Source organism: Xenorhabdus griffiniae, assembly GCF_037265215.1.
GTDB lineage: Bacteria > Pseudomonadota > Gammaproteobacteria > Enterobacterales > Enterobacteriaceae > Xenorhabdus > Xenorhabdus griffiniae.
Genome location: NZ_CP147737.1, coordinates 1,669,092 through 1,693,144, shown reverse-complemented (window position 1 = coordinate 1,693,144; position 24,053 = coordinate 1,669,092). Strand labels below are relative to the sequence as shown.

Genomic DNA, 24,053 nt, shown 5'->3' with positions numbered 1-24,053 from the left:
TGAAAAATCGTTTGAAAGAGGGATGTACTCATCCTCCTTCTTTAAATATCGATTTATATCTCAATAAAATGAATGTCTTCTTTCTGTGCGTTACTATCATTATTTGGCACTATCGCAAAAGTTCCTTTATTTCCATATTGGTCATAGATATCAATGTAAAATTTTATATACCATTCATCCTGTTTCTTAGGAAAAGTCGGATCACCCACTACCATTACCGTAAAGCAAAGAGCACCATCTTTTTGCCTAATTTCTATGTCTATAGGAAACGTAATAGGCAGCTCAAACCACTCGGTATTACCTATGGAAACCGTCGTCTTTTCTCCTAAGGACCAAAGAAAATGGGCATAATAATATCTATACCCGTTGTCGTCATGATATAGCTGATGAACAGCATTAAGTAGAGCACCAGACTGTTGTAATTTTGTAATCCTCCGTTTTCCATATATATCATTTATTTCAAGTGTTACATATATATTAGTTTGTTCCCAACTTGCATTCTCATGACCCGGAATCGAGTATTGACTGGCAAAATCTCCTTGTTCCTGTTTTAGATGGGGAAGTTTATAATATATTTCTTCGTGCGCAGTTAACATAATAAATTCATCAAAGGGTTTTCCATATCCTGAAGAGTAATTTTTCTTATCTGGCGCCTCGACCAATACAGCTATTTTTTTGATCTCCCTAACTGCCGCAGGTGAACAGTATATATAAAGTCTCACTCTGCTTAGCTTTAAATTACCATGATAATGAACGTCATCAGTAAAAGATGAAACGTTTGGTGTCATAGTAAATTCATTAGCTTCATCCGTATAAGACCATGTAAAATTGTCTTCTTCTTTTGTGCCTGTCTAGTCAGTTTTTCCCCTGTGTTATAGTCAATAAGCCAGGTATGTTGAAAAAGAATATCACTTGGGACTACTACCTGATTATTTTTAGAATCAGCTCCTTGAATATAAACATCGACAGCCACTCTATTTTTTCCGTTAGCAAAAATGTAAGCTTCATTACCTTTACTCTGTGGTAGTAGTATCTTCAACTCAGTTACCCCATTCCAGAGTTGATCGTTATCTTTAAAATTGTTCATATGTTTTTCCTGTAATTTAATAAAGTTATTTATAAATTTGTGAGTTCCATTAAAATAATGAATGATTAAAAAAATATAAAAATGAATACTTGAAAACTATTATTTAACTTATCAATAAAACACGTTGTATTAACTTTATAATAGCTTAATGCTTGGATGATGACTCTATATACCAATCTAACTTCAAGATGCGTGTGATTTCATAGCGTGTTGTAAATTGCAACTTGAAGTTTAATCCGTATATGAAAAAATAGGTAAATATTTTTATGTTTTTTCAACATTTTCATTTGAAAGTAATAAATATGCCCGAACAATAACCTTCACAATACAAATATAACCCCATCATCCAGATTTTCCAGTGATTGCAAAGAATATTTTTCTTATGCCTGAATTATATATGCATCACCTGATCGCTAAACTATTAATTCAATAAATATATTTTTACCATTACAACCATTTATAAATAATAAACATATAAATCTGTTTAAATAAAAATAAAGTCAAATCATAGATGATTTTATTTATTATGTATAAAATCAACCATAAAATTAGTCTACCTTCATATAATTCTGACATCAATATAAGAAAAACTCCTCTAATGGAATTAGATTTTATAGATATAATTTATTATTTATAAAAAAATGAGATGTATTTTACTTATACCCGATAGGTTTTAAATTATAAAAAACATGCATTCTCCCCCAGAAATAGAGAAACACTCTATCACGGGAGGGAATAAATGCGACTAACAGAAGATGGAGGATTCTTGGATGGCATGTCGCAGTAGACATTCATCTACGGCAGAAGAAATAACTTTGGCAATCTCAGCAGATGTTTTTAATCCTCTGATTTGCATAAATAACTCACCCGCTTCATTATACTCTTTGCGTAAATACCCCAACCATTGTTTGATACGGGCAACATGATAAAGCCCCGTATCTCCTTGCTTTTCCAGATAAGTATATTTTTGCAGTAATTTGAGTACGCCGCTCCACGGCATTTTGGGTTCGTTATATTTAATAACACGACTCAAATTTGGCACATGCAGAGCACCACGGCCCACCATCATGGCATCACATCCTGTCGTTTTGACACACGCCTGAGCGCTTTGCCAATCCCAAATTTCACCGTTGGCAATAACAGGAATAACAAGGCGATGCCGAATTTCACCTATCGCCTGCCAGTTAATATGCTCCGCTCTATAACCCTCTTCTTTGGTTCGTCCATGCACAACCAATTCGGTTGCCCCCGCTTGTTGAACAGCATCCGCAATCTCAAACTGATGTGAAGTAGAATCCCATCCCAGACGTACTTTTACTGTTACCGGCAAATGGGCGGGCACCGCCTCACGCATGGCTTTAGCTCCCTGATAAATGAGTTCAGGATCTTTCAATAAGCTAGCGCCACCACCACTGCCATTGACCGTCTTTGACGGACAGCCACAGTTTAAATCGACACCCCATGATCCTAACTCAACCGCCCTCGCCGCATTTTCTGCCAACCATTCTGGATATTGCCCAAGAAGCTGGAGCCTGACTGGAGTTCCCGATGGGGTACGGCTCTGATGATGCAGTTCAGGGCACAGCCGGTAAAAAGATTTTACCGGCAGTAAGCTGTCAACCACACGCAGGAATTCAGTAACGCACAGGTCATAGTCATTGATTTCACTCAACAGTTCCCTAACCAAAGAATCCAAAACCCCTTCCATCGGAGCCAGCAAAACGCGCATTAAATTACTCTCCCGCTACCGAAGCACGTGAGGTTTTGGTTGCGCGTTCTTTATTTACCCGATTTTGTTTGGAATGACCCTGTTTGCCATTTCGATGAGGGTTATTGCCGCGAGAATGATTACCGCGCGAGCTGCTATTACTATGAAAGTTATTACCACGGCTATTACGTCCATTTTGGATAGGTTCAGCTTTGATAGAAGGATCAGGCTCATAACCCGAAATAGCAATGCGTGGAATTTCTCGTTTCAATAGGCGCTCAATATCTTTCAGAAGCTTGTGTTCATCGACACACACCAGCGATATCGCCTGTCCAGTCGCCTCAGCGCGCCCAGTACGACCAATTCGATGCACATAATCTTCGGCAACGTTTGGTAATTCGTAGTTGACGACATAAGGCAATTGATCAATATCCAGCCCACGGGCAGCAATATCCGTTGCCACCAACGCACGGATTTGCCCTGTCTTGAAATCAGACAGTGCACGGGTTCTTGCTCCCTGACTTTTGTTACCGTGGATCGCAGCCGCAGTCACACCATCTTTATTTAATTGTTCCGCCAGCCGGTTTGCACCATGTTTAGTACGCGTAAATATCAGTACCTGTTGCCAGTTCTGGCTACCTATCATGTAAGAGAGCAATTCACCCTTGCGCTTTTTGTCAACAAAATGGATGGATTGATCAATTTGCTCAGAGGCCGAGTTACGCCGTGCTACTTCTACGCTGACTGGCTCTTTCAGTAATTTATTGGCGAGGCTCTTAATTTCATCAGAGAATGTCGCCGAAAAGAGTAAGTTTTGGCGTTTTGCTGGCAGTTTGTTCAACACCCGACGAATATCGTGAATAAAACCCATGTCCAACATGCGATCTGCTTCATCCAAAACCAGAATCTCAACGCGTGAAAGATCGACCGCATTTTGGTGCTCCAAATCCAGCAAGCGGCCTGGCGTTGCGACCAGAATATCGACACCACCACGCAGTTTCATCATCTGCGGATTAATGCTGACTCCGCCAAAGACAACAAACGAACGTAATCTAAGATATTTGCTGTAATTACGTACATTTTCTCCCACCTGAGCCGCCAGTTCTCGGGTTGGGGTTAAAACCAACGCCCTGACCGGACGGCGGCCTTTTGCCTGAATCGGGGATTCACTCAAGCGTTGCAGAATAGGCAAAGTAAATCCTGCTGTTTTTCCTGTGCCTGTCTGGGCACTGGCCAGTAGATCTTTGCCGGATAACACAACAGGAATGGCCTGCTGCTGAATAGGGGTAGGTTCCACGTAGCCTTGTTCTTCAACGGCACGCAAAATATCAGCCTTCAAGCCGAGTGACTCAAAATTCATAAATAAGAAATACTCCAGACTTCATCATGCCTGATATCAATTCAGGACTACACAAACTGCAATGCAGCCTATATAAATAGGGCGTGATTATAACAGATATGTCTTTTGGACGATTATTTTTTATGGGTGACTATTAAAAAGACAATTTGAGTTAACTTTACATCGAATTACTTTAGTTTTAAAGTTAATCATACGATTGATATATTTTCAGTATTCCCAAAAACTCTTTATCACAGGAAATATTTTGACATGGCAGCAAAGAAGGCCCAGACATTACGCGGCGAACAAGCCAAACAACAACTTCTGGAAGCAGCGATAGAGATTTTTGGCAAATCAGGTCTGGATGGTGCGACTACCCGCAATATTGCCCAACATGCTCAGCAAAATATCGCAGCTATCGCATACTATTTCGGTTCCAAAGAGGGATTATACCTCGCCGTCGTACAACATATTGCCGATAAACTGAAATCAGAGTTTGCCCCTCTTATTGAGGCCATTGATCATTTTTTTGCTACAACAGCGAAGCCCTACCCCAAAAACCCAATATTGGCATTTATTCATCAGGGAATGGTTAGCTATAACCGCCTGATTTTCGAAAAAAGCAGTATCAATATCAGCCGGATCATGTCCCATGAACAATTGACGCCAACAGAGGCTTACAGCGTTATGCATGAGCAGGGGCTGGCTCCAATTTATTCTCGGTTGAATAAGCTCATCGCCAATTATATCGGCGCTGATGAACGCCAAATTTCAACCCAAATTCATACCCATGCTCTATTGGGTGAGATCCTCTCTTTCCGACTGGCCAGGGAAGCCTTATTACGCCAAACCGGATGGGACAATATTGGCACCAAAGAATACGAATTAATCAATCAGGTTTTATCTCAGCACATCAATTTGTTACTTGATGGGTTAAGAGAAAAATCAAAAAGGTATACCCAATAGCGCTTAAGCAATGGCATAACCAACGAAGCCACCACTTGAAAGATAACGGGTATAAATTGAACAAGGCATAAGGGATAGTATGAACAGTAAAAAGTTTGCTCTTGCCCTATTGGCACTCATTGTTGTTATCAGTGCTATTGTCGGTATCTACTATTATCAGGAACAAAATAGCAGGGAGCTCACCCTGTATGGCAATGTTGATGTCAGAACTGTTAACCTCAGTTTTCGGGTTGCAGGTAAGCTGGCTAATTTGCAGGTGGATGAAGGTGATGCCATTACTGTGGGCCAAATGATTGGCCGCCTTGATGATGCCCCCTTTATCAATGCCTTGAATCAAGCCAAAGCAGCTCGTGATGTTGCTAAAGCAAATCTTGCCAAAGCCGAAGCGGGTTATCGCAGCGAAGAAATCGCCCAGGTACGTGCTGAAGTCAAGCAAAAAGAGTCAGCATTCCATTTTGCCGATAGTTTCCTGAAACGCCAGCAAGGGTTATGGCAGAGCAAAACAATCTCAGCCAATGATCTGGAAAATGCCAGAACCGGACGCAATCAAGCACTGGCCGCTTACCAGGCAGCAAAAGATAAATTGCGTCAGTTCGAAACTGGTTATCGTATAGAAGAAATTGCAGCGGCAAAAGCCCAACTTATTCAAGCAGAAGCAGCCGTGGCACAGGCTGAACTTAATCTAAAAGATACTCAACTCACTTCTCCCTCGGCAGGGATGATCCTGACCAGAGCCATTGAGCCAGGCACCATGCTGGCGGCTGGCAACACGGTTTTTACCCTGTCATTGACCAATCCTGTTTGGATCAGGGCATATATTGATGAGCCTAATCTTAATCAGGCTATCGCAGGACGGGAGGTCTTGATTTATACCGATGGGCGGAAAAACCAGCCTTATCATGGCAAAATCGGTTTCGTTTCTCCAACTGCCGAATTCACCCCAAAAAATGTCGAAACCCCTGACTTAAGAACAGACTTGGTCTATCGCCTGCGCATTATTGTCCTTGATCCCGATGAAGGACTGAAACAAGGAATGCCTGTTACTTTGCGTTTTACTGAAACAAATAAGTAGGCGATAACATGACCAGTTCAGCTTATACGATAAAACTGAACGGCGTGGAGAAAACTTTTCCAGGATTAGAGGTTCCTGCTGTATCTCATCTGCAAGCAGAAATTCAGGGCGGATCAGTGACGGGACTTGTCGGTCCAGATGGTGCCGGAAAAACCACGCTGATAAGAATGTTGGCCGGATTATTGAAGCCTGATAGCGGCAATATTGAAATCATGGGGCTTGATCCCATCAAGGACAGTGTTCAAGTCCGTTCTGAGCTCGGTTACATGCCGCAGAAATTTGGCTTGTATGAAGATTTAACCGTAATGGAAAATCTCACTTTATATGCCGATCTGCGCGGTGTTCTTGGTGAAGAGCGCAAAGCCACCTTTCAGAAATTACTTACTTTCACAGACTTAACCCGTTTTACCGGACGGTTAGCCGGAAAATTGTCCGGTGGCATGAAACAAAAACTGGGGCTGGCTTGTACATTACTAGGTAGCCCGAAGGTCTTGCTACTGGATGAGCCTGGTGTGGGCGTTGATCCCATTGCCCGTCGTGAATTATGGCAAATGGTTCATGAGCTCGCTTCTGACGGTATGTTGATCTTATGGAGCACCTCTTATCTGGATGAAGCCGAGTTATGTCGTGATGTTTTGTTGATGAACCGAGGTGAGCTGCTCTATCGCGGCCAGCCACAAGATTTAACCCGCAATATTGCGGGCCGATCTTTTTTGCTTGATGTCAAACAGGATGCACGGCGCAAAATGTTGCAACATGCCCTCACCTTGCCGCAAGTGACTGATGGTGTGATTCAAGGAAAATATGTTCGCCTGATCTTAAAAGAAGAGGCAGATAAGAACGCCTTACTCCAACAAATAGGGGGACATGAAACCAATCTCATCGAAGCCGAACCCCGTTTCGAAGACGCATTTATCGATTTATTAGGTGGCGGCCCGTCCCATCGCTCCGAATTAGCGGAGATAATGCCTCAAATCCCACCAAACCCAACCGAAACCGTGATAGAAGCTCGTAGTCTGACTAAAAAATTTGGCGATTTTGCGGCGACTGACCATGTCGATTTTCAGGTGAAACGAGGGGAAATATTCGGCCTATTAGGGCCAAATGGCGCCGGAAAATCAACTACCTTCAAAATGATGTGTGGTTTGATGATCCCCACTTCAGGCAAAGCCTTGGTTCTGGATATGGATTTAAAAACCAGTTCAGGCAAAGCCCGTCAACGCCTTGGTTATATGGCGCAAAAATTCTCACTTTATGGCAACCTGACCGTTGGACAAAACCTTAAATTTTTCTCTGGTGTTTACGGCCTGAAAGGTCGTCATCAACAAGAAAAGATGTCTGACATGATCCGTGCTTTCAATCTTGGGCCAATCTTACACCAAAAGACGGATAGCCTGCCGCTCGGATTTAAGCAACGACTTGCCCTTTCCTGCGCATTGATGCACGAACCTGATATTCTGTTTTTGGATGAACCCACTTCGGGCGTTGATCCATTAACCCGCCGAGAATTTTGGCTACATATCAATGGCATGGTGGATAAAGGGGTAACTGTGATGGTCACAACTCACTTTATGGAAGAAGCAGAGTATTGTGATCGTATCGGGCTGGTATTTCGAGGCAAATTGATCGCAGCCGGAACACCCGATGAACTGAAACAACTGGTCGCTACGGATAACTTCCCTAACCCTTCCATGGAAGATGCTTTTATCGATCTCGTGTTGAACTACGATAAGGAGCCGCAATGAGTCATCCTGAACATACAACACCTCAGAAAGCCGTCAGTTTCTCATGGCGTCGATTGAAAGCGCTCTGCATCAAAGAAACTAAGCAGATTGTCCGTGATCCCAGCAGTGCTTTGATTGCCGTAGTTATCCCATTGATGTTGCTGTTTATTTTTGGTTACGGTATTAACCTAGATTCCAGCAAACTTCGCCTCGGTATTCTCATGGAGCAGCAAAGCAAAGATGCCAGAGAGCTAGTGCATGTATTTACGGGATCACCCTATATTGATGCTACCATCAGCGACAACCGCCAGTTCTTAATCAAAAAAATGCAGGAAAACCAAATCCGCGGCATTATCGTCATTCCTGTCAATTTTGATACCCAGCTCGCCCGCGCAGGGAGCCATGCTCCGATTCAGGTTATTACCGATGGCAGTGAACCCAATACCGCCAATTTTGTGCAGGGTTATACTAAAGGCATCTGGCAAGTTTGGTTACAGCAACGAGGGCAAAATCGTGGAATTTCAACGACACCCTTGATTGATACACAAATCCGCTATTGGTTTAATCCCGCCGCCATTAGTCGACATTTTCTTATTCCCGGTGCGGTTTCAATTATTATGACTGTGGTAGGCGCAATTCTTACCTCACTCGTGGTTGCCCGTGAATGGGAACGCGGAACTATGGAAGCGCTACTTTCAACTCAGGTTACCCGCACCGAACTGTTACTTGCCAAATTATTGCCCTATCAGATGCTGGGATCTTTTGTCATGGTACTTTGTATGCTATTCACGGTGTTTGTGCTGGAGGTGCCCTATCGCGGCTCACTCTGGATACTAGCATTAGTCTCCAGCCTTTATCTTGCTACCGCCCTGGGGATGGGGTTACTGATTTCTACCCTGACACGTAATCAATTCAATGCGGCGATGATTTCTCTCAATGCCGCTTTTTTGCCTGCCATTATGTTGTCTGGTTTCGTTTTCGAAATAGACAGTATGCCTGCGCTTATTCAGGCTTCGACTTATATCATACCTGCACGTTACTTCGTCAGCAGCCTACAGACGCTCTTTCTGGCCGGGAACATTGGCACTGTGTTGATGACAAACCTACTCCTGTTGATTGCCAGTTCCATCGTCTTTATCGGCCTGACCGCGTGGAAAACACGTCGACATCTGGATTAAAAAGGAAAGAGCATGTTTTATCGTCTGTACACACTCATTATGAAAGAGTTGCAGTCTCTTCTGAGAGAGCCGCAAACACGGAACATTTTGATTTTGACCGTGATTATACAAATGATCCTGTTCCCGTGGGCAGCAACGCTGGAAGTCAAAAATGCCACCATTGCCATTTATAATGAGGATAATGGACAGGCATCGATTGAGTTAACCCAACGACTGGCAAAATCAAAAGCATTTCCTGATGTTATTTTGCTAACCAGTTCGCAAGAGATCCGCCCTACTCTGGATAACCGCAAGGCACTATTACTGGTACGCTTTCCGCAAAATTTCAGTGCTAATCTCGCCAACCATAACCCGACATCAATTCAAGTTTTGTTGGATGGGCGTAATTCAAACAGCGCCCAAATTGCAGCCAACTATATCCAGCAGATTGTGATGGATTACCAAAAACAACTGTTGGGAAATACCCCTAATTTCAATAATAGTGAACTCATTGTGCGTAACTGGTATAACGCCAATTTGGATTATAAATGGTTCGTCGTGCCGTCTCTGGTTGCCATGATTACCACGATTGGTGTACTGATTGTCACAGCGTTGTCAGTCGCCCGTGAGCGGGAACAAGGAACGCTGGATCAATTACTGGTTTCTCCATTGGCGACATGGCAAATTTTCCTTGGCAAAGCGATTCCAGCATTAGTTGTGGCGACGATGCAAGCAAGCATTGTTTTGCTGATTGGAACGCTGTTCTATCAAATTCCTTTCGCGGGTTCATTGCTGCTATTTTATGGCTGTATGTTGATTTATGGCTTATCCCTGGTGGGTTTCGGTTTGCTGATTTCTGCTGTCTGTTCCACCCAGCAACAAGCATTTATTGGTGTATTTGTGTTTATGATGCCCGCTATTCTGCTTTCTGGTTATATCTCTCCGGTCGAGAATATGCCTGTTTGGTTACAAAATATCACCTGGATTAATCCAATCCGACATTTTACTGACATCACCAAGCAGATTTATTTGAAAGGCGCTGATTTATCCGTTATCTGGCCAAATTTATGGCCTTTATTGGTAATTACTGCCACAACCGGAGGGATCGCTTATCGGCTGTTTCGGAGTAAGATTGCTTGATAATAATCCAATCAAGAGTTCGGTTAATAGAAAAGAGAGCAGATGAACATTGATAGATTAAGCTCTCTTTCTCAATTTTCTCTTTTCAGGAAACATCTCAGTTCGAGTACTGAGTAATATTACGTCGCATCAATCGATAACCCCAAGTGGCTGCCAAAAATACAATAACGCCAGCAATCAGCGTAACCAAAAATCCTGACTGAACGCCCATTTCATCTATCACCCATCCAGCAACCGAAGCCCCAAATGCAACACCAATACCTAATCCTGTCACCATCCAAGTTAAACCCTCAGTTAGGTTGCGAAAAGGCACTATATTTTCCACTAAACTCATTGCAACTATCATTGTAGGAGCGAAAAATAAACCAGAAACAAACACCATCGCAGCAAGTGTCAAAACATCATAAGCCAGCAACAATGGTATAGTTGTCAGCATTGTCGCTAATGCTGTAATCATAAACATACGCGGTAAAGGGATAGTTATTTTAATGGCTCCATATACTAAACCCGCAATACAAGAACCAATGGCATACACTGATAAAACAATGCTTGCAGCAACAGTTTTCCCTTGTTGTTCGGCAAAAGCCACACTGATAACATCAATAGTTCCAACAATTGTACCTAGTGCAATTAATGACAAAATCAATATCTGTATTGAAGGTATTTTCAGAACAGTGCTTTTATTTTCAGCGAGATGGGGGTATACGGGTGGTTCCGTTTGTTTTTGTAATACGAAAATCGTTACTCCAACAGCTAATAAAATCGCTGCAACTAATGGCCCTGCTTCAGGCGCTACAGCGACACTCAATCCAACAGCAATCGGAGGACCAATAATAAAACAAATCTCATCTAAAACAGTTTCAAAAGAAAAAGCGGTATGAAGCCGCTGTTCTCCCCGATATATTTCAGTCCATCTTGCCCTAATCATTGCTGGCATACTTGGCATACCTCCCGCTAAAGCAGCAAAGACAAATAATGTCCAATCCGGTGCCTGAAAATGAGTACAAAGTAAGAGGATAAACATTGATATAACGCTAAATGCAGTAACGTAAGGTAATACGCGACTTTGACCAAAGCGATCGACCATCCGTGAAATTTGTGGTGCTAATATTGCCATAGAAAAAGTAAAAGTCGCCGCAACAGCACCAGCAATCCAGTAAGATCCTCTTAATTGCGAAAGCATAGTAATTATGCCTATTCCTGCCATTGAAATTGGCATTCGTGCAATAAATCCGGCTATAGAAAATGCAAATGTTCCAGGCGTGCTAAACAACACTTTATACGGATTAGCCATAATTACTCCTGAGTAATTTATGAAATCAGCAAATTTTTTATAAAATATAGGGTTTACAAAACACTTACATACTTGACGTATGTTAATCTAATTGACATACATTGCGTATGTCAATTATAAAAACCTGACAACTCAAACTTGGAATCGTGATATGGTCCGCAAATCCAGAGCAGAAATGATTGAAGAAACCAAGCGAAAATTAATCGCAACTGCACGTCAACAATTTGGCACCATAGGATATGTAAATACTGTTATGGACGATTTGACGGCTAAAGCAGGGATGACTCGTGGTGCGCTATATCATCATTTCGGAGATAAAAAAGGATTGTTTCTCGCCGTATTACAACAAATTGATGCTGAAATGAATGCACGTTTGACAGAAATCTCCAGGCAAGAAATAGACACGTGGACAGCATTTACAAAACGGTGTCATGCATATTTAAAAATGGCAATAGAGCCAGAGATACAACGTATTGTCTTATGCGACGCCCCTGCCATTTTAGATGCTGAATGGCTACAAACTGCCAGGCTGCAATGCATTACATCTATCACCAGTATGTTAAATATTCTCATGGAAGAAGATCAGATCACCTCTACCTCCCCCGAGATTTTGGCTCGCCTAATCAACGGAGGGTTGATGGATACTGCTTTGTGGATTGCTAAAAGCCAACATCCTAATACAGCCTTGTTCGAAGCCTTACATGCTCTTGATATGTTACTAAATGGATTAAAGAAAGCATCAGCAGAAGATAAGAGCTTTTAATTCATTATTTGATTCGATAAGGTGAAATGATTGTAAGAAGTCACCTGCATAACAGGTGACTTCAGAGTGATAATTCAATCTATCAGTAACTATCGACGATCACCCAAAATACGCAACAACATTAAGAACAGGTTAATGAAGTCCAGATACAGAGTCAGTGCGCCAGTAATTGAGTACCTACGCAGGTTTTCTTTATCGTTAACATCCAATTGTTCACCCATTTCTTTCAGTTTTTGGGTATCGTATGCCGTCAAACCAGCAAAAATCACAACACCGATATAAGTGATTGCCCACATCAATGCTGGGCTTTTCAGCCAGATGTTTATCAAAGAAGCCAGAACGATGCCGATTAACCCCATAAACAGGAAGCTACCCAAGCCACTCAGACTACGCTTAGTGGTATAACCATAAACGCTCAAGGCACCAAACATCCCCGCTGAAACAACAAATGTGCTGGCAATAGAGCTACTGGTATACACCACAAAGATACTGGAAAGTGTCAAACCCGTTAGCATGGAATACAGCATAAACAGCCCTGTCGCCAGTGCTCCACTCATTTTATGCACCAAACCAGACAGCACAAAGACTAACGCAAGCTGTGCAATGATTAGGCCATAGAAAACAATAGAGCTACTGAAAATGGCGTATAAAATTTCAGGGGTATTTGCCACATACCATGCAACAAATGCGGTTAACAACTAACAACAGGCCACAAGTCATCCAACCGTAGACTTGTGCCATGTATGTTTGTATACCAGAACCAGCTTTCTGGACAATCGAATCATTAGAACGTTGATATCGATCCATGATGATTACCTTTTCATGACAATGTTTAAGGATTAAGAATGTTTAAAAATAAACAATCTATTCAAAAGTTATACATTAGCATAGAACATTAATAAAACCATCCGCCAATTAATAGCAATTTCAGTGACATATTGTTTATTTGTCCAGTTTTCGAGATAGTCCGCAGAACGATCTACCGAACACTGTTTTGCCAACGACTTGCCGCATCCTGGTCACTTTGCCTTGCTTCTACCCAGCGTTCACCCTCAACAAGCAATTCCTTTTTCCAAAATGGGGCCTTAGTTTTCAGATAATCCATAATGAATTCAGCCGCCATAAAAGCTACATTGCGGTGAGAGCTGGTAACACCAACAAATACAATCTCATCCCCTGGGTACAATTCGCCAATGCGATGAATAATGCAGGCTCGTTGCAAAGGCCAACGTTGGCGGGCTTCGTCAACAATTTTCTGCAACATTTTTTCTGTCATACCAGCATAATGCTCCAATGTCAGGGCGTTAACATTATCTCCCAAGTTATGGTTGCGAACTTTGCCGGTAAAAGTCACAACAGCACCATCTTCATCACATTGCGAGAGCCATTGATATTCTTCCCCAACACTGAATGTCTCCTGCTGGACACTGATCCGTGTATTTTCCATTTTTATCCCCCCGTAACAGGCGGGAAAAAAGCCACTTCATCACCGTCCTTCAAAGCATGTTCAGCATGGACAAAAGATTGATTTACGGCAGACAATACCTTACCTTCTTCCAGTGCCAGCGCCCATCGTTCCCCCTTTTCAGTCAGTGCGTGACGAAGATGCGCTACAGTTAGGTAATCATTAGGTAGTTCAAGTGAATCCGTTCCCAACAATTCGCGGACTTGAGCAAAAAACAGTACCTTTATCATGACTCCACCTTAAAATTTCCTGATTTGCCACCACTTTTTTCCAACAAACGCACAGGCCCAATGACCATATCTTTTTGAACCGCTTTGCACATATCATAAATGGTCAAAGCGGCCACAGATGCCGCCGTCAAAGCCTCCATTTCCACACCTGTTTTCCCCGCCAGGCGGCAACAGGATTCGATTCTAACCCGACTATGTTCCGTTTGTGCTTCCAGCCGGACTTCCACTTTACTCAGCAGCAGCGGATGGCAAAGCGGGATCAATTCCCACGTCCGTTTCGCTGCCTGAATACCTGCAATACGGGCGGTTGCAAAGACATCCCCTTTGTGGTGATCACCTGCGATAATCATGGCTAAGGTTTCAGCCTGCATTTCAACAAAGGCTTCTGCCCGTGCTTCACGCACTGTTTCGGCTTTGGCAGAAATATCCACCATATGAGCTTCACCCGAAGTATTGATATGGGTTAATTGAGACATTCTTTGCTCCTGAAAATAAATCTTGCAACCAAGCTAACCGCCAATAAAAGAAAGGTTCGGGGTGAGCCCGCTATCCCCTTGATGTAAAAAGTGAGCCTCGCGCTTATGGCGCAATCCACCTTGAATACGCAATTTCAGGGCATCCAATGATGCATCATCAGACAATAAATCACGCAATGGAATGCCTTGCTCACCAAACAAACATAAATGGAGATTGCCAATTGCAGATACCCTCAGACGATTGCAGCTTTGACAAAAGTTTTTTTCATACGGCATGATAAGGCCAATTTCTCCCTGATAATCGGGATGACGAAAAACCTGAGCCGGTCCATCACTACGCGAACGTTGCTGTTGTTGCCATCCCTGTTGTAACAGTTGATGACGGATCACTTCCCCAGAAAGATGATGTCGATGAAAAATGTCACTGCCTTCTCCCGTTTCCATCAGTTCAATAAAACGCAACTGGATAGAACGGCGTTTAATCCAATCAAGAAAAGCAGGCAGGTGAGTATCATTCACATTCTTCATCAACACGACATTAACTTTCACTACGTTGAATCCCGCCTCAAAAGCTGCCTCAATACCACGCATAATCTGGAAAAATTTATCTTGTCCGGTAATGGCGTAAAATTGGCGAGGATCCAAACTATCAACACTCACATTAATCGCGGTCAAGCCAGCTGATTTCCATTGGGAGACATCCCTTTCCATGCGGTAACCATTAGTTGTAACAGCAATTTTTTTAATTTGCGGATTTTCATGAACCGCTGCGATGATGTCGCAAAAATCACGACGCATGGTGGGTTCTCCCCCTGTCAGGCGGATTTTTTCTGTGCCAAGTTCGGCAAATACTCGGCTAATACGACGAATTTCTGGCAGGGAAAGAAATGATTTATGGCCATGAGACTGATATCCATCAGGCAGGCAATAGGTGCAACGGAAGTTACACACATCAGTAATAGACAATCTCAAATAATAGAACTTGCGTGAGAATACATCTACGAGTTGTTCCACAATAACACCTTCCAAATACGGGAGATGCCGGCATTTCTACCTGACATCCTGGTGACTCAGGAGTCACGGCCAGAGCATCATATCAATCTGGTATCCATTTGATAGAACAGCGACTTAGACACAGAGGCTAGGAGTTAATATCAGTTAAATTTTATATGAACCTAAAATAAAAAGCTAATTCCCGTTCCGATATATATCTTATTATACAACGAGTTAACTAATCGCGATAACAGCAGCTTCCCGCAGTGTTTCCAGGTTATCAGGCGCAATGATTGCATAAAATCACATCAATTTCTGAAAGCATCATATTTTGTGATAAATTACATGCGTTTTATTAAAGCCCCTATATTTAGCCAGTAACAGGAATCCTATGCGAAATCGCACATTAGCTGATTTGGATCGCGTTGTCGCCCTCGGCGGCGGCCATGGACTTGGACGTGTTATGTCTTCCCTTTCTTCCCTTGGCGCACGCCTGACAGGCATTGTCACGACAACGGACAATGGGGGTTCCACCGGCAGAATACGACGTTCAGAAGGTGGAATTGCGTGGGGAGATATGCGCAATTGCCTCAATCAGTTAATCACGGAACCTACCATTGCTTCTGCCATGTTCGAATATCGGTTTAGTGGCAATGGCGAATTGTCTGGCCACAATTTAGGTAACCTGATGTTGAAGGCCCTGGATCATTTAAGTGTCCGTCCGCTTGAGGCAATTAACCTGCTCCGCAATCTGCTGAAAGTCAATGCACAGTTGATTCCGATGTCAGAGCAGTCGGTTGATTTGATGGCTGTCGATGATCAAGGCAATACTGTGTATGGTGAAGTGAATATCGATCAACTGAATTGCGTACCACAAGAACTATTGCTTTACCCTCATGTCAATGCCACTAAAGAAGCACTGGATGCCATTGAGCAAGCAGATTTGATTTTGATCGGCCCTGGCAGCTTCTTTACCAGCCTGATGCCGTTGTTGCTATTGGAAGATTTAACCCAATCCTTACGGCGCAGTAATGCAAACATGATTTATATCGGTAACTTAGGAAAAGAACTCAGCCACGCTGCTGCCAATTTATCATTAAAAAATAAACTGGCAATCATGGAAAATAAGATTGGCCGCAGGATGATTAATGCGCTTATTGTCGGCCCACGTACTGATATCAGCCCTTTCAGTGACCGCGTTGTGACACAACAGGTTTTAGAAGCGCAGGATGTGCCTTACCGTCACGACCGTGAATTATTGCGCCAGGCAATTGAGCATACTCTGCAAAAATTGGGTTAGCATTTCAGTCCACTGACAAACTCTATTTAAAATAATGGAGTTTGTCTTCTTTATGATAGCAGCCATAAACCCTCCCCAAAGACCTGCTAATCGGTCTGAAAAAGACCAATTAACCAGTCACGATGGCTCACATAAATTTTCAGGAATTAGGGCGTGTTGACGTTTCGTGGAGGGAAGTTTGAACAGCATGATGATCTGGTATCATTGTCTTCGCGAAAAAACCATTACCCCAGCTCATCATGCCAAGAACAATGTTATCAAAATCTTTATGGAATACGCTAGCTGTATTAATGCAACAACATGGATGTATTTACCACAAAGACGCGCATTACCTGACTTTCGAAGGGATCCTTTATCGAATGAGAACGGGATGTCCGTGGCGGGATTTACCCGATGAATTTGGCAAATGGAATACGCTTTTTAAGCGCTTTAACGCCTGGTCAAAGAAAGGTGTTTTTGAATTATTATTCAAATTGTTATCTGAAAATACAGACACCGAATGGTTATTCATTGATGGGAGTATTATCCGCGCTCATCAACATAGCTCAGGGGCAGCTTCAACAGAAGATGAAGCCATCGGTAAAAGTCGAGGTGGACGTTCGACTAAAATTCATTTGGCCGTAGACAGTTATGGTTTGCCTGTCCATTTTGAGCTGTCAGGGGGTCAAACGCACGACATTGTACATGCAGAAAGTTTGGTCACCCATTCACCCGCATCCGATTTTGTGATCGCGGATAAAGGTTACGATAGCGGTACTTTCAGAGATTTCGTTGAAAAACAAGGTTCAAAAACGGTCATTCCCTATCGAAAAAATAGCCGAAAACCCGATAAAAGTATTGATGAAGTTTTATACTGTTATCGGCATTTGGTCGAAAATGCGTTTGCCAGAATAAAACATTTTCGAGCTATTGCGACAAGATACGATAAATTGGCGCGAAATTACGCCAGTATGTTGGCACTGGCGTTTGTCATTATATGGTTACCGATGTGGGTTGAGTAAATGGTGAACTCAAAACGTCAACAGCCCCTAGTAATAAATTGCGTCCGCAATGCCTGAACCTGGTCACGAATATTGGCTGCTTGTTCAAATTCGAGATCCCGTGCATGTTGGTACATTTTCTCTTCCAGTTCACGGATTTTTCTCTCCAGCTCTTTCGCTGACAGGTTGCGGTAATCATCTGTACCCAAAGTAACTTTATTTTTTCCTTTAGCCTTCCCTTTACCATTAACCGGCTGACCAATTTTCAGGATGTCACCAATTTTTTTCTTTAAACCTTGCGGTACGATGCCGTGTTCCTGGTTAAATGCCTGCTGTTTGGCTCGACGGCGTTCTGTTTCTTCAATAGCTCTTGCCATCGAATTCGTTATTTTGTCGCCATATAAAATGGCCTTACCATGCAGGTTACGTGCTGCACGGCCGATGGTTTGGATCAGGGAGCGTTCTGAGCGAAGGAAACCTTCTTTATCTGCGTCCAAAATTGCTACCAGGGAAACTTCCGGCATATCCAGTCCTTCGCGCAGTAAGTTAATGCCAACCAAAACATCAAATTCACCGAGACGAAGATCACGGATAATTTCCACCCGTTCTACAGTATCAATGTCGGAATGGAGATAACGCACTCGCTCACCATGCTCTTCCAAATATTCAGTCAGATCTTCCGCCATCCGTTTGGTTAAGGTGGTGACCAACACGCGCTCATTGTTTGCCGCACGAATACGAATTTCAGACAGAAGATCATCTACTTGGGTTGCCACTGGGCGAACTTCAACTTCAGGGTCAATGAGTCCCGTTGGACGCACAACTTGTTCAACAACTTCATGACCGGATTTTTCCAATTCATAATTGCCGGGAGTGGCTGAAATATAAATGGTCTGTGGTGCCAGCGCTTCAAATTCTTCAAACCGCAATGGACGGTTATCCAACGCTGACGGCAAACGGAAGCCATATTCCACCAATGTTTCCTTGCGGGAGCGATCCCCTCGGTACATTCCGCCAATCTGTGGGATAGTAACGTGGGATTCATCCACCACCAGCAAGCCATCCGCCGGCAGGTAGTCAAACAGCGTTGGAGGGGGTTCACCGGCAGAGCGGCCGGACAGATAACGGGAGTAGTTTTCAATACCAGAGCAATAACCTAATTCATTCATCATTTCGAGATCAAATTGGGTTCGCTGGGTAATACGCTGTTCTTCCAATAATTTGTCTGACGCCAATAGGATCTTGCGCCGTTGTTCCAACTCCAGTTTGATCTCCTCCATCGCCTGGAGGAGACGTTCACGTGGCGTAACATAGTGGGTTTTGGGATAGATGGTATAACGCGGCACATGGTACTCGACCTGCCCTGTCAGCGGATCAAACAGGGAAAGGCGTTCGACTTCATCATCAAACAATTCTACACGCAAAGCACGTTCGTCCGACTCTGCGGGAAAAATATCAATGACTTCACCACGTACCCGAAATGTTCCGCGCTGGAATGCCTGATCATTGCGGGTATATTGCAGTTCCGCTAAACGACGCAAGATGGTACGTTGATCAATTAACATGCCTTCGGTTAAATGAAGCATCATTTTCAAATAGCTATCAGGATCACCTAAACCGTAAATCGCGGAGACAGAAGCCACCACAACAACATCACGGCGTTCCAGCAAGGCTTTCGTTGCGGACAGACGCATCTGTTCGATATGTTCATTCACTGAAGCATCTTTTTCGATAAAAGTATCGGAACTGGGCACATAGGCTTCTGGTTGGTAATAATCGTAATAGGAAACGAAATATTCCACTGCATTCTCAGGGAAAAACGCTTTCATTTCGCTATAAAGCTGAGCCGCCAATGTTTTATTGGGGGCAAGTATCATGGTGGGTCGATTTAAGTTTGCGATAACATTGGCAATGGTGAAAGTTTTACCCGAGCCGGTTACCCCCAGAAGAGTTTGATGGGCTAGTCCATCTTCCAGCCCTTCCTGTAATTGTCTGATAGCCGATGGCTGATCGCCTGCCGGTTTAAAATCAGAATATAACTTAAATACCTTATTTGTTTCTTTGCTCATTTTCCCCACGCCATCCATACATCGACAAAATTATTTTTATCATACTGGATAAAAAACCAGCTTCAAGTCAGTTTGGCAAAATAATGTTATTGCCCGGATGTTATTAATCTTATGATATTAACCTTTGTTTAACATCAAGGATGACTATTTTTATCCCCAGATAATGATCTGGCTCTTTTCTATTTTTGTATTAATGACTGAAATGATAAAGCACGGAATAGCAAAGAGATGCAAAAAGGAATTGATTTTATTTAACATATTGATTTTGATTACAAAAAAATCCAAGTAGAGAATAACAGCAAATCTGGCGCAAGCCGCGTATGGCCTTGCACGAGGATACTTTTCTAAAACTAATACACAAGGTTATCCACAGGAATAGTGGATAACTCAGCAAAACCTATTAAGCATGGGCAGTTGCAGAGTTATCCCCACTTATAAATTTTTTCAATAGTGGAATATTTTTATGCTGCTTTCTGATTGATTCACGCGATTTGTTGATCAAAAATAACTCAATGATTGTCGAAATAAAACATCTTCTGCGTGAGAACAACGACTAAAACACGACAGTCAGCATCAACTTTAACTAACTCACAGTAAACAATTAGTTAACCAAAGAATCAATAGTAATATATTTTCCTATGTGATTTTTATCACATGATTCACTCAGATGAGGGATAACGCCCAATAACGGTGCAGGGATCATGCGCTCCAATGTCTCCAGATAAGCAGCCTGACGTTTACCGGCTGGTTCAATTTCATTGGCAACCCAGCCTGCCAGTTTTAACCCCGCATACTGAATAGCCTTTGCGGTTAATGCCGCATGGTTGATACAGCCCAATTTGACACCGACTGTCAAAATTACCGGTAAATTCTCCTGAATCACCCAATCAGCAAACGTCGTATTTTCCGATAATGGCGTATACCATCCTCCTGCGCCCTCAATCAAAACCCAGTCAGATTTTTTTGCCAAAACTGCCAGACCTGCTGATAAAACGGAAAAATCGATTGGCTGGTTAAGTTCCGCACTGATAATGTGCGGCGATGTCGGTTCCACAAATACCAGTGGATTCACTTCCTGGTAAGTCAATGGCACCGTACTATTACGTTGCAAGGCCAGTGCATCACCATTGCGAATTCCTTCAATCGTCATTTCACTGCCAGATGCCACAGGTTTATAACCAGCAGTCAAATATCCCTTCTTATTAGCTGCTTGAAGTAAAGCACAACTCACCATTGTTTTACCTACTTCGGTATCGGTTCCTGTAAGAAAATATTTATTTGTCACAATAAATGACTCCAAAAGCAATTTGATAGCTTAATGAGTAATCCCCATTGTTCCGTGGATATGCTTCGGCAAGCGCAGTGAGCCGTTTTTTTGTCATTAATCCCTGCTGGCGGCCATAATGCAGATGTGTTGCACCGATCCCTTTTAGAGAATTCAGTAAGGGCAACAGTTGTGGATAGTGCTGGTAATATTGCCGGTTAATGACTTTATGTCGATAGAGTTGACATGCCTGAGTAATTGCTCGCAATGGCAGAAAATGATTAATATGCCGATAATCATCCACTCGCGCCCAAGCAGTGGCCAATTCATTCAGTGAACCCTGTGCAAGCGTGGAAAATACGATCAATCCACCAGGACGAGTCACACGATAAAATTCGCGCAAGGCGCTTGGCAAATCATTGCACCATTGCACCGCCAGATTGCTGAAACAGAGGTCTACGCTGTTATCCGCTAACCCCAAATGTTCGATATCCCCTTGCAAATAATAATCAGCAACTTGTTGTTCCTTTGCATGGCTCAACATACCGGAAGCCAAATCCAGGGCGATCACTTGTTTCCCCAACTGTTTCCAACGAGCACTAAAAAAACCGGTTCCACACCCCGCATCCAGTACTCGTCCACCAATCTTTTCCGCTTGTGCCAATCCCAGCAAATATTCACCGGTTTGCTGTTGCAATTTAGCCACTGTGTCATATTTGGCAGCCGCGCGCCCAAAAGCACCGGCAATCGCTTGCTTGTCAACAGATTTAACAACCAGATCCATGCAATGCCTCCAGTAATGCATCAATGTCGTGCCGTGTATGGTTGGCTGTCAATGTAATACGCAATCGTGCACTGTCAGGGGGAACCGTGGGGGGAAGTATCGCTTTAACCCACACTTTTTTTTGCTTAAGCGCATGAGACAGTGCGGTACAACGTTCATTATCACCCACAATTAATGGCTGGATGGCTGTTTCTGAATTCATCAATGCAAAAGGCAGATGCTGTGCTTCGCGGCGAAAGTAACGAATGTTGTTTTGCAACCGCTGACGCAACTCATCCCCAGCCTTGATTTGCCGTATGGCTTCGGAAAGTGCCACTGCCTGCGCGGGAGGCATTGAGGTACTGTAAATCAGATGCCGGGCATATTGGAGCAAGTATTCCGCAGTTTGTTCATCACATAAAACGGCGGCGCCACTCAATCCAAATGCTTTGCCAAAGGTGACGATTAGAATCTCTGGTTTAACATTTTGCATCCAACAACTGCCACGTCCTTCATCTCCGTGAATGCCGATACCGTGGGCATCATCCACCATCAGCCAACTTGCCGTAGATTTCGCTTGCTGCGCAATAGCGTCAAGTGGTGCATAATCGCCATCCATGCTAAAAACACCTTCCGTGACTACCAGCGTCTTACCAAGACATGCTGTTGTCAAATGTTGCTGCAAAGAGCCCATATCATTGTGCAGAAAGCGCCGCAGTTGGGCGGGCGAGTGCATTGCTGCTTCGAGCAACGACGCATGGCTTAGTCGATCGGCAATAATGCGATCTTCCCTTGCCATCAACGCCGCAATCACCCCTTGATTAGCGGTATAGCCGGAAATAAAAAGCAAAGCACGAGAGTATCCCAACCACTCAGCCAATTGTTGCTCCAGAGTATGATGTGCAGCAGTGTAGCCCGTAACATGCCCTGAACCGCCACTGCCTACACCATATTGCTGGGCACCCTGTTGCCAGGCAGCAATAATCTTGGGATGTTGGCTCAGCCCAAGATAATCGTTACTGGAAAAATTAAGATATTGGCCGTCCGACGTAGATAATAAACGTCCATCAGATCCGTGATGGACTTGCCTGTTACGCCACAGAGGAGTGCCCCGACGTTCGGCCAAACGCCGGGAGAAAAAGTCTGACCAGCTCATCATATTGCCGCATTATAGAATTGTTCGTTATCAGCATTATGAAGGATGGCTTCTGTCAAATTTTGCTGCTGTTGATTGTCACCAAATGCCGTCTTTGTCTGTTGAGGATTGATACCCAAACGGCGGAACAGTTGCAGATCTTTATCTTCATCCGGGTTTGGTGTTGTCAACAACTTACAGCCGTAGAAAATGGAGTTAGCCCCCGCCATAAAGCACATAGCCTGAGTTTGTTCATTCATCTGTTCACGTCCAGCGGATAAACGGACGTGAGATTTTGGCATCATGATCCGTGCTACCGCAATGGTACGAATAAAGTCAAAAGGATCGACATCTTCATTGTTTTCCAATGGCGTCCCTTTTACTTTTACCAGCATATTGATTGGTACACTTTCCGGTGGCTTAGGCAGGTTTGCTAATTGCACCAATAATGCTGCCCGATCGCGAATTTGCTCTCCCAACCCAACGATACCGCCAGAGCAAACTTTAATGCCCGCATTGCGGACATTATCCAACGTGTCCAGCCTGTCCTGATAACTTCGAGTGGTGATGATATTGCCGTAAAATTCTGGCGAGGTGTCTAAGTTATGGTTGTAATAATCCAGACCTGCCTCTGCCAAACGCTGTGCCTGAGAGTGGTTCAGCATACCCAACGTCATGCAGGTTTCCATTCCCAATGCCTTGACTTCCTTGACCATTTTCTCCAAATACGGCATGTCACGTTCATGGGGGTTTTTCCAGGCCGCCCCCATGCAAAAACGGGTTGAGCCCGCATTTTTCGCTTTATGCGCTGATTCAATGACTTTTTCCACTTCCATCAACCGCTCTTTTTCCAGGCCCGTTTTGTAACGGGAGCTTTGCGGACAATATTTACAGTCTTCTGGGCAAGCGCCCGTCTTGATCGAAAGCAGAGTGCTGACCTGTACTTGTTGTGGGTCAAAATGTTCGCGGTGTACCTGTTGTGCCTGAAATAATAATTCAAAAAAAGGTTTATCAAACAACGCCTGTGTTTGTTTGATAGTCCATTGTTGACGCTCGCTCACAATAACATCTCCGATGTAAAAAATGTTGTCAGTTTAAATAGCCTCGCTATCATGTCAACCAAAATGA

Annotated in this window: 22 protein-coding genes, 1 pseudogene and 1 riboswitch; of the genes and pseudogenes, 8 read left to right on the top strand and 15 right to left on the bottom strand. The window is 43.4% G+C overall.

Annotated features, from left to right (window positions below; genetic code table 11):
• Positions 1-53 precede the first annotated feature (53 nt).
• From WDV75_RS07590 to rhlE, 4 genes are all read right to left on the bottom strand, one after another.
• A complete protein-coding gene (locus WDV75_RS07590) occupies positions 54-788 on the bottom strand; it encodes a hypothetical protein (protein ID WP_273558373.1) in 735 nt (244 codons plus the stop codon).
• Positions 785-1,087, bottom strand: a complete 303-nt coding sequence (locus WDV75_RS07585) for a hypothetical protein (protein ID WP_273558374.1) — start codon at positions 1,085-1,087, stop codon at positions 785-787. The genes WDV75_RS07590 and WDV75_RS07585 overlap by 4 nt, the downstream gene beginning before the upstream one ends.
• Before the next feature lie 745 nt (positions 1,088-1,832).
• Entirely contained in the window at positions 1,833-2,816 is a 984-nt protein-coding gene (gene dusC, locus WDV75_RS07580) for a tRNA dihydrouridine(16) synthase DusC (RefSeq protein ID WP_273558375.1), read from the bottom strand.
• A 4-nt stretch (positions 2,817-2,820) separates the two neighbouring features.
• Positions 2,821-4,155, bottom strand: coding sequence for an ATP-dependent RNA helicase RhlE (gene rhlE / locus WDV75_RS07575; protein WP_273558376.1), 1,335 nt, complete (start codon positions 4,153-4,155; stop codon positions 2,821-2,823).
• Positions 4,156-4,404: 249 nt separating this feature from the next.
• Between rhlE and cecR the strand changes: the two genes are divergently transcribed.
• The 5 genes from cecR (at position 4,405) to WDV75_RS07550 (ending at position 10,193) form a co-directional block, all read left to right on the top strand.
• Positions 4,405-5,100 carry a transcriptional regulator CecR gene (cecR, locus tag WDV75_RS07570; RefSeq protein WP_273558377.1) on the top strand — a complete coding sequence of 232 codons (696 nt, stop codon included), beginning with the start codon at positions 4,405-4,407 and terminating at the stop codon, positions 5,098-5,100.
• A 79-nt stretch (positions 5,101-5,179) separates the two neighbouring features.
• Complete coding sequence (hlyD, locus tag WDV75_RS07565) at positions 5,180-6,172, top strand: secretion protein HlyD (protein WP_189758156.1); 993 nt, start codon at positions 5,180-5,182, stop codon at positions 6,170-6,172.
• An 8-nt stretch (positions 6,173-6,180) separates the two neighbouring features.
• Positions 6,181-7,917: an ATP-binding cassette domain-containing protein gene (locus WDV75_RS07560; protein WP_273558378.1), complete on the top strand. Its 1,737-nt coding sequence runs from the start codon at positions 6,181-6,183 to the stop codon at positions 7,915-7,917.
• Positions 7,914-9,074, top strand: a complete 1,161-nt coding sequence (locus WDV75_RS07555; protein ID WP_273558379.1) for an ABC transporter permease — start codon at positions 7,914-7,916, stop codon at positions 9,072-9,074. Before WDV75_RS07560 ends, WDV75_RS07555 begins: the two co-directional genes overlap by 4 nt.
• A 12-nt stretch (positions 9,075-9,086) precedes the next feature.
• Positions 9,087-10,193, top strand: a complete 1,107-nt coding sequence (locus tag WDV75_RS07550) for an ABC transporter permease (RefSeq protein ID WP_273558380.1) — start codon at positions 9,087-9,089, stop codon at positions 10,191-10,193.
• Between the two features lie 97 nt (positions 10,194-10,290).
• On the opposite strand, the gene WDV75_RS07545 is transcribed toward WDV75_RS07550, so the two are convergent.
• Positions 10,291-11,487 carry an MFS transporter gene (locus WDV75_RS07545; RefSeq protein WP_273558381.1) on the bottom strand — a complete coding sequence of 399 codons (1,197 nt, stop codon included), beginning with the start codon at positions 11,485-11,487 and terminating at the stop codon, positions 10,291-10,293.
• A 151-nt stretch (positions 11,488-11,638) separates the two neighbouring features.
• On the opposite strand from WDV75_RS07545, the gene WDV75_RS07540 reads away from it, so the two are divergent.
• Positions 11,639-12,250: a TetR/AcrR family transcriptional regulator gene (locus WDV75_RS07540; RefSeq protein WP_273558382.1), complete on the top strand. Its 612-nt coding sequence runs from the start codon at positions 11,639-11,641 to the stop codon at positions 12,248-12,250.
• Positions 12,251-12,339: 89 nt separating this feature from the next.
• On the opposite strand, the pseudogene WDV75_RS07535 reads toward WDV75_RS07540, so the two are convergent.
• From WDV75_RS07535 to moaA, 5 genes and pseudogenes are all read right to left on the bottom strand, one after another.
• Positions 12,340-13,057: pseudogene (locus WDV75_RS07535) on the bottom strand (Bax inhibitor-1/YccA family protein).
• A 172-nt stretch (positions 13,058-13,229) separates the two neighbouring features.
• Positions 13,230-13,697, bottom strand: coding sequence for a molybdopterin synthase catalytic subunit MoaE (gene moaE / locus WDV75_RS07530; protein WP_273558383.1), 468 nt, complete (start codon positions 13,695-13,697; stop codon positions 13,230-13,232).
• A 2-nt stretch (positions 13,698-13,699) separates the two neighbouring features.
• The gene (gene moaD / locus WDV75_RS07525; protein ID WP_273558384.1) at positions 13,700-13,945 is read right to left on the bottom strand and encodes a molybdopterin synthase sulfur carrier subunit; all 246 of its coding nucleotides are present in this window, start codon (positions 13,943-13,945) and stop codon (positions 13,700-13,702) included.
• Positions 13,942-14,421 carry a cyclic pyranopterin monophosphate synthase MoaC gene (gene moaC, locus WDV75_RS07520; RefSeq protein WP_189758146.1) on the bottom strand — a complete coding sequence of 160 codons (480 nt, stop codon included), beginning with the start codon at positions 14,419-14,421 and terminating at the stop codon, positions 13,942-13,944. The genes moaD and moaC overlap by 4 nt, the downstream gene beginning before the upstream one ends.
• 33 nt (positions 14,422-14,454) lie before the next feature.
• Positions 14,455-15,438 carry a GTP 3',8-cyclase MoaA gene (moaA, locus tag WDV75_RS07515; RefSeq protein ID WP_273558387.1) on the bottom strand — a complete coding sequence of 328 codons (984 nt, stop codon included), beginning with the start codon at positions 15,436-15,438 and terminating at the stop codon, positions 14,455-14,457.
• Positions 15,425-15,581, bottom strand: a riboswitch (molybdenum cofactor riboswitch). Its footprint overlaps the gene before it by 14 nt.
• Positions 15,582-15,805: 224 nt before the next feature.
• Here moaA and yvcK point away from each other — a divergent pair.
• On the top strand, positions 15,806-16,714 hold the full coding sequence (gene yvcK / locus WDV75_RS07510) for a uridine diphosphate-N-acetylglucosamine-binding protein YvcK (RefSeq protein WP_273558385.1): 909 nt from the start codon (positions 15,806-15,808) through the stop codon (positions 16,712-16,714).
• 239 nt (positions 16,715-16,953) lie between these two features.
• Entirely contained in the window at positions 16,954-17,715 is a 762-nt protein-coding gene (locus WDV75_RS07505) for an IS5 family transposase (protein WP_338802971.1), read from the top strand.
• A gap of 17 nt (positions 17,716-17,732) precedes the next feature.
• On the opposite strand, the gene uvrB is transcribed toward WDV75_RS07505, so the two are convergent.
• From uvrB to bioB, 5 genes are all read right to left on the bottom strand, one after another.
• Entirely contained in the window at positions 17,733-19,763 is a 2,031-nt protein-coding gene (uvrB, locus tag WDV75_RS07500) for an excinuclease ABC subunit UvrB (RefSeq protein WP_338860986.1), read from the bottom strand.
• A 601-nt stretch (positions 19,764-20,364) separates the two neighbouring features.
• Positions 20,365-20,997, bottom strand: coding sequence for a dethiobiotin synthase (gene bioD, locus WDV75_RS07495; protein WP_422399064.1), 633 nt, complete (start codon positions 20,995-20,997; stop codon positions 20,365-20,367).
• 40 nt (positions 20,998-21,037) lie between these two features.
• The gene (bioC, locus tag WDV75_RS07490) at positions 21,038-21,811 is read right to left on the bottom strand and encodes a malonyl-ACP O-methyltransferase BioC (RefSeq protein WP_273570683.1); all 774 of its coding nucleotides are present in this window, start codon (positions 21,809-21,811) and stop codon (positions 21,038-21,040) included.
• Positions 21,795-22,946, bottom strand: a complete 1,152-nt coding sequence (gene bioF, locus WDV75_RS07485; protein ID WP_273570685.1) for an 8-amino-7-oxononanoate synthase — start codon at positions 22,944-22,946, stop codon at positions 21,795-21,797. Before bioF ends, bioC begins: the two co-directional genes overlap by 17 nt.
• Positions 22,946-23,986 carry a biotin synthase BioB gene (gene bioB, locus WDV75_RS07480; protein WP_273570687.1) on the bottom strand — a complete coding sequence of 347 codons (1,041 nt, stop codon included), beginning with the start codon at positions 23,984-23,986 and terminating at the stop codon, positions 22,946-22,948. The genes bioF and bioB overlap by 1 nt, the downstream gene beginning before the upstream one ends.
• Between the last annotated feature and the right edge of the window lie 67 nt (positions 23,987-24,053).

Coding starts and splice junctions, on each gene's coding strand:
- uvrB (WP_338860986.1), bottom strand. CDS start 19,763: ATGAGCAAAGAAACAAATAAGGTATTTAAGTTATATTCTGATTTTAAA.
- WDV75_RS07585 (WP_273558374.1), bottom strand. CDS start 1,087: ATGAACAATTTTAAAGATAACGATCAACTCTGGAATGGGGTAACTGAG.
- rhlE (WP_273558376.1), bottom strand. CDS start 4,155: ATGAATTTTGAGTCACTCGGCTTGAAGGCTGATATTTTGCGTGCCGTT.
- moaD (WP_273558384.1), bottom strand. CDS start 13,945: ATGATAAAGGTACTGTTTTTTGCTCAAGTCCGCGAATTGTTGGGAACG.
- WDV75_RS07545 (WP_273558381.1), bottom strand. CDS start 11,487: ATGGCTAATCCGTATAAAGTGTTGTTTAGCACGCCTGGAACATTTGCA.
- WDV75_RS07555 (WP_273558379.1), top strand. CDS start 7,914: ATGAGTCATCCTGAACATACAACACCTCAGAAAGCCGTCAGTTTCTCA.
- yvcK (WP_273558385.1), top strand. CDS start 15,806: ATGCGAAATCGCACATTAGCTGATTTGGATCGCGTTGTCGCCCTCGGC.
- moaE (WP_273558383.1), bottom strand. CDS start 13,697: ATGGAAAATACACGGATCAGTGTCCAGCAGGAGACATTCAGTGTTGGG.
- bioC (WP_273570683.1), bottom strand. CDS start 21,811: ATGGATCTGGTTGTTAAATCTGTTGACAAGCAAGCGATTGCCGGTGCT.
- hlyD (WP_189758156.1), top strand. CDS start 5,180: ATGAACAGTAAAAAGTTTGCTCTTGCCCTATTGGCACTCATTGTTGTT.
- WDV75_RS07590 (WP_273558373.1), bottom strand. CDS start 788: ATGACACCAAACGTTTCATCTTTTACTGATGACGTTCATTATCATGGT.
- cecR (WP_273558377.1), top strand. CDS start 4,405: ATGGCAGCAAAGAAGGCCCAGACATTACGCGGCGAACAAGCCAAACAA.
- dusC (WP_273558375.1), bottom strand. CDS start 2,816: ATGCGCGTTTTGCTGGCTCCGATGGAAGGGGTTTTGGATTCTTTGGTT.
- WDV75_RS07540 (WP_273558382.1), top strand. CDS start 11,639: ATGGTCCGCAAATCCAGAGCAGAAATGATTGAAGAAACCAAGCGAAAA.
- moaC (WP_189758146.1), bottom strand. CDS start 14,421: ATGTCTCAATTAACCCATATCAATACTTCGGGTGAAGCTCATATGGTG.
- bioD (WP_422399064.1), bottom strand. CDS start 20,997: ATGGTGAGTTGTGCTTTACTTCAAGCAGCTAATAAGAAGGGATATTTG.
- bioF (WP_273570685.1), bottom strand. CDS start 22,946: ATGAGCTGGTCAGACTTTTTCTCCCGGCGTTTGGCCGAACGTCGGGGC.
- WDV75_RS07505 (WP_338802971.1), top strand. CDS start 16,954: ATGCCAAGAACAATGTTATCAAAATCTTTATGGAATACGCTAGCTGTA.
- WDV75_RS07550 (WP_273558380.1), top strand. CDS start 9,087: ATGTTTTATCGTCTGTACACACTCATTATGAAAGAGTTGCAGTCTCTT.
- WDV75_RS07560 (WP_273558378.1), top strand. CDS start 6,181: ATGACCAGTTCAGCTTATACGATAAAACTGAACGGCGTGGAGAAAACT.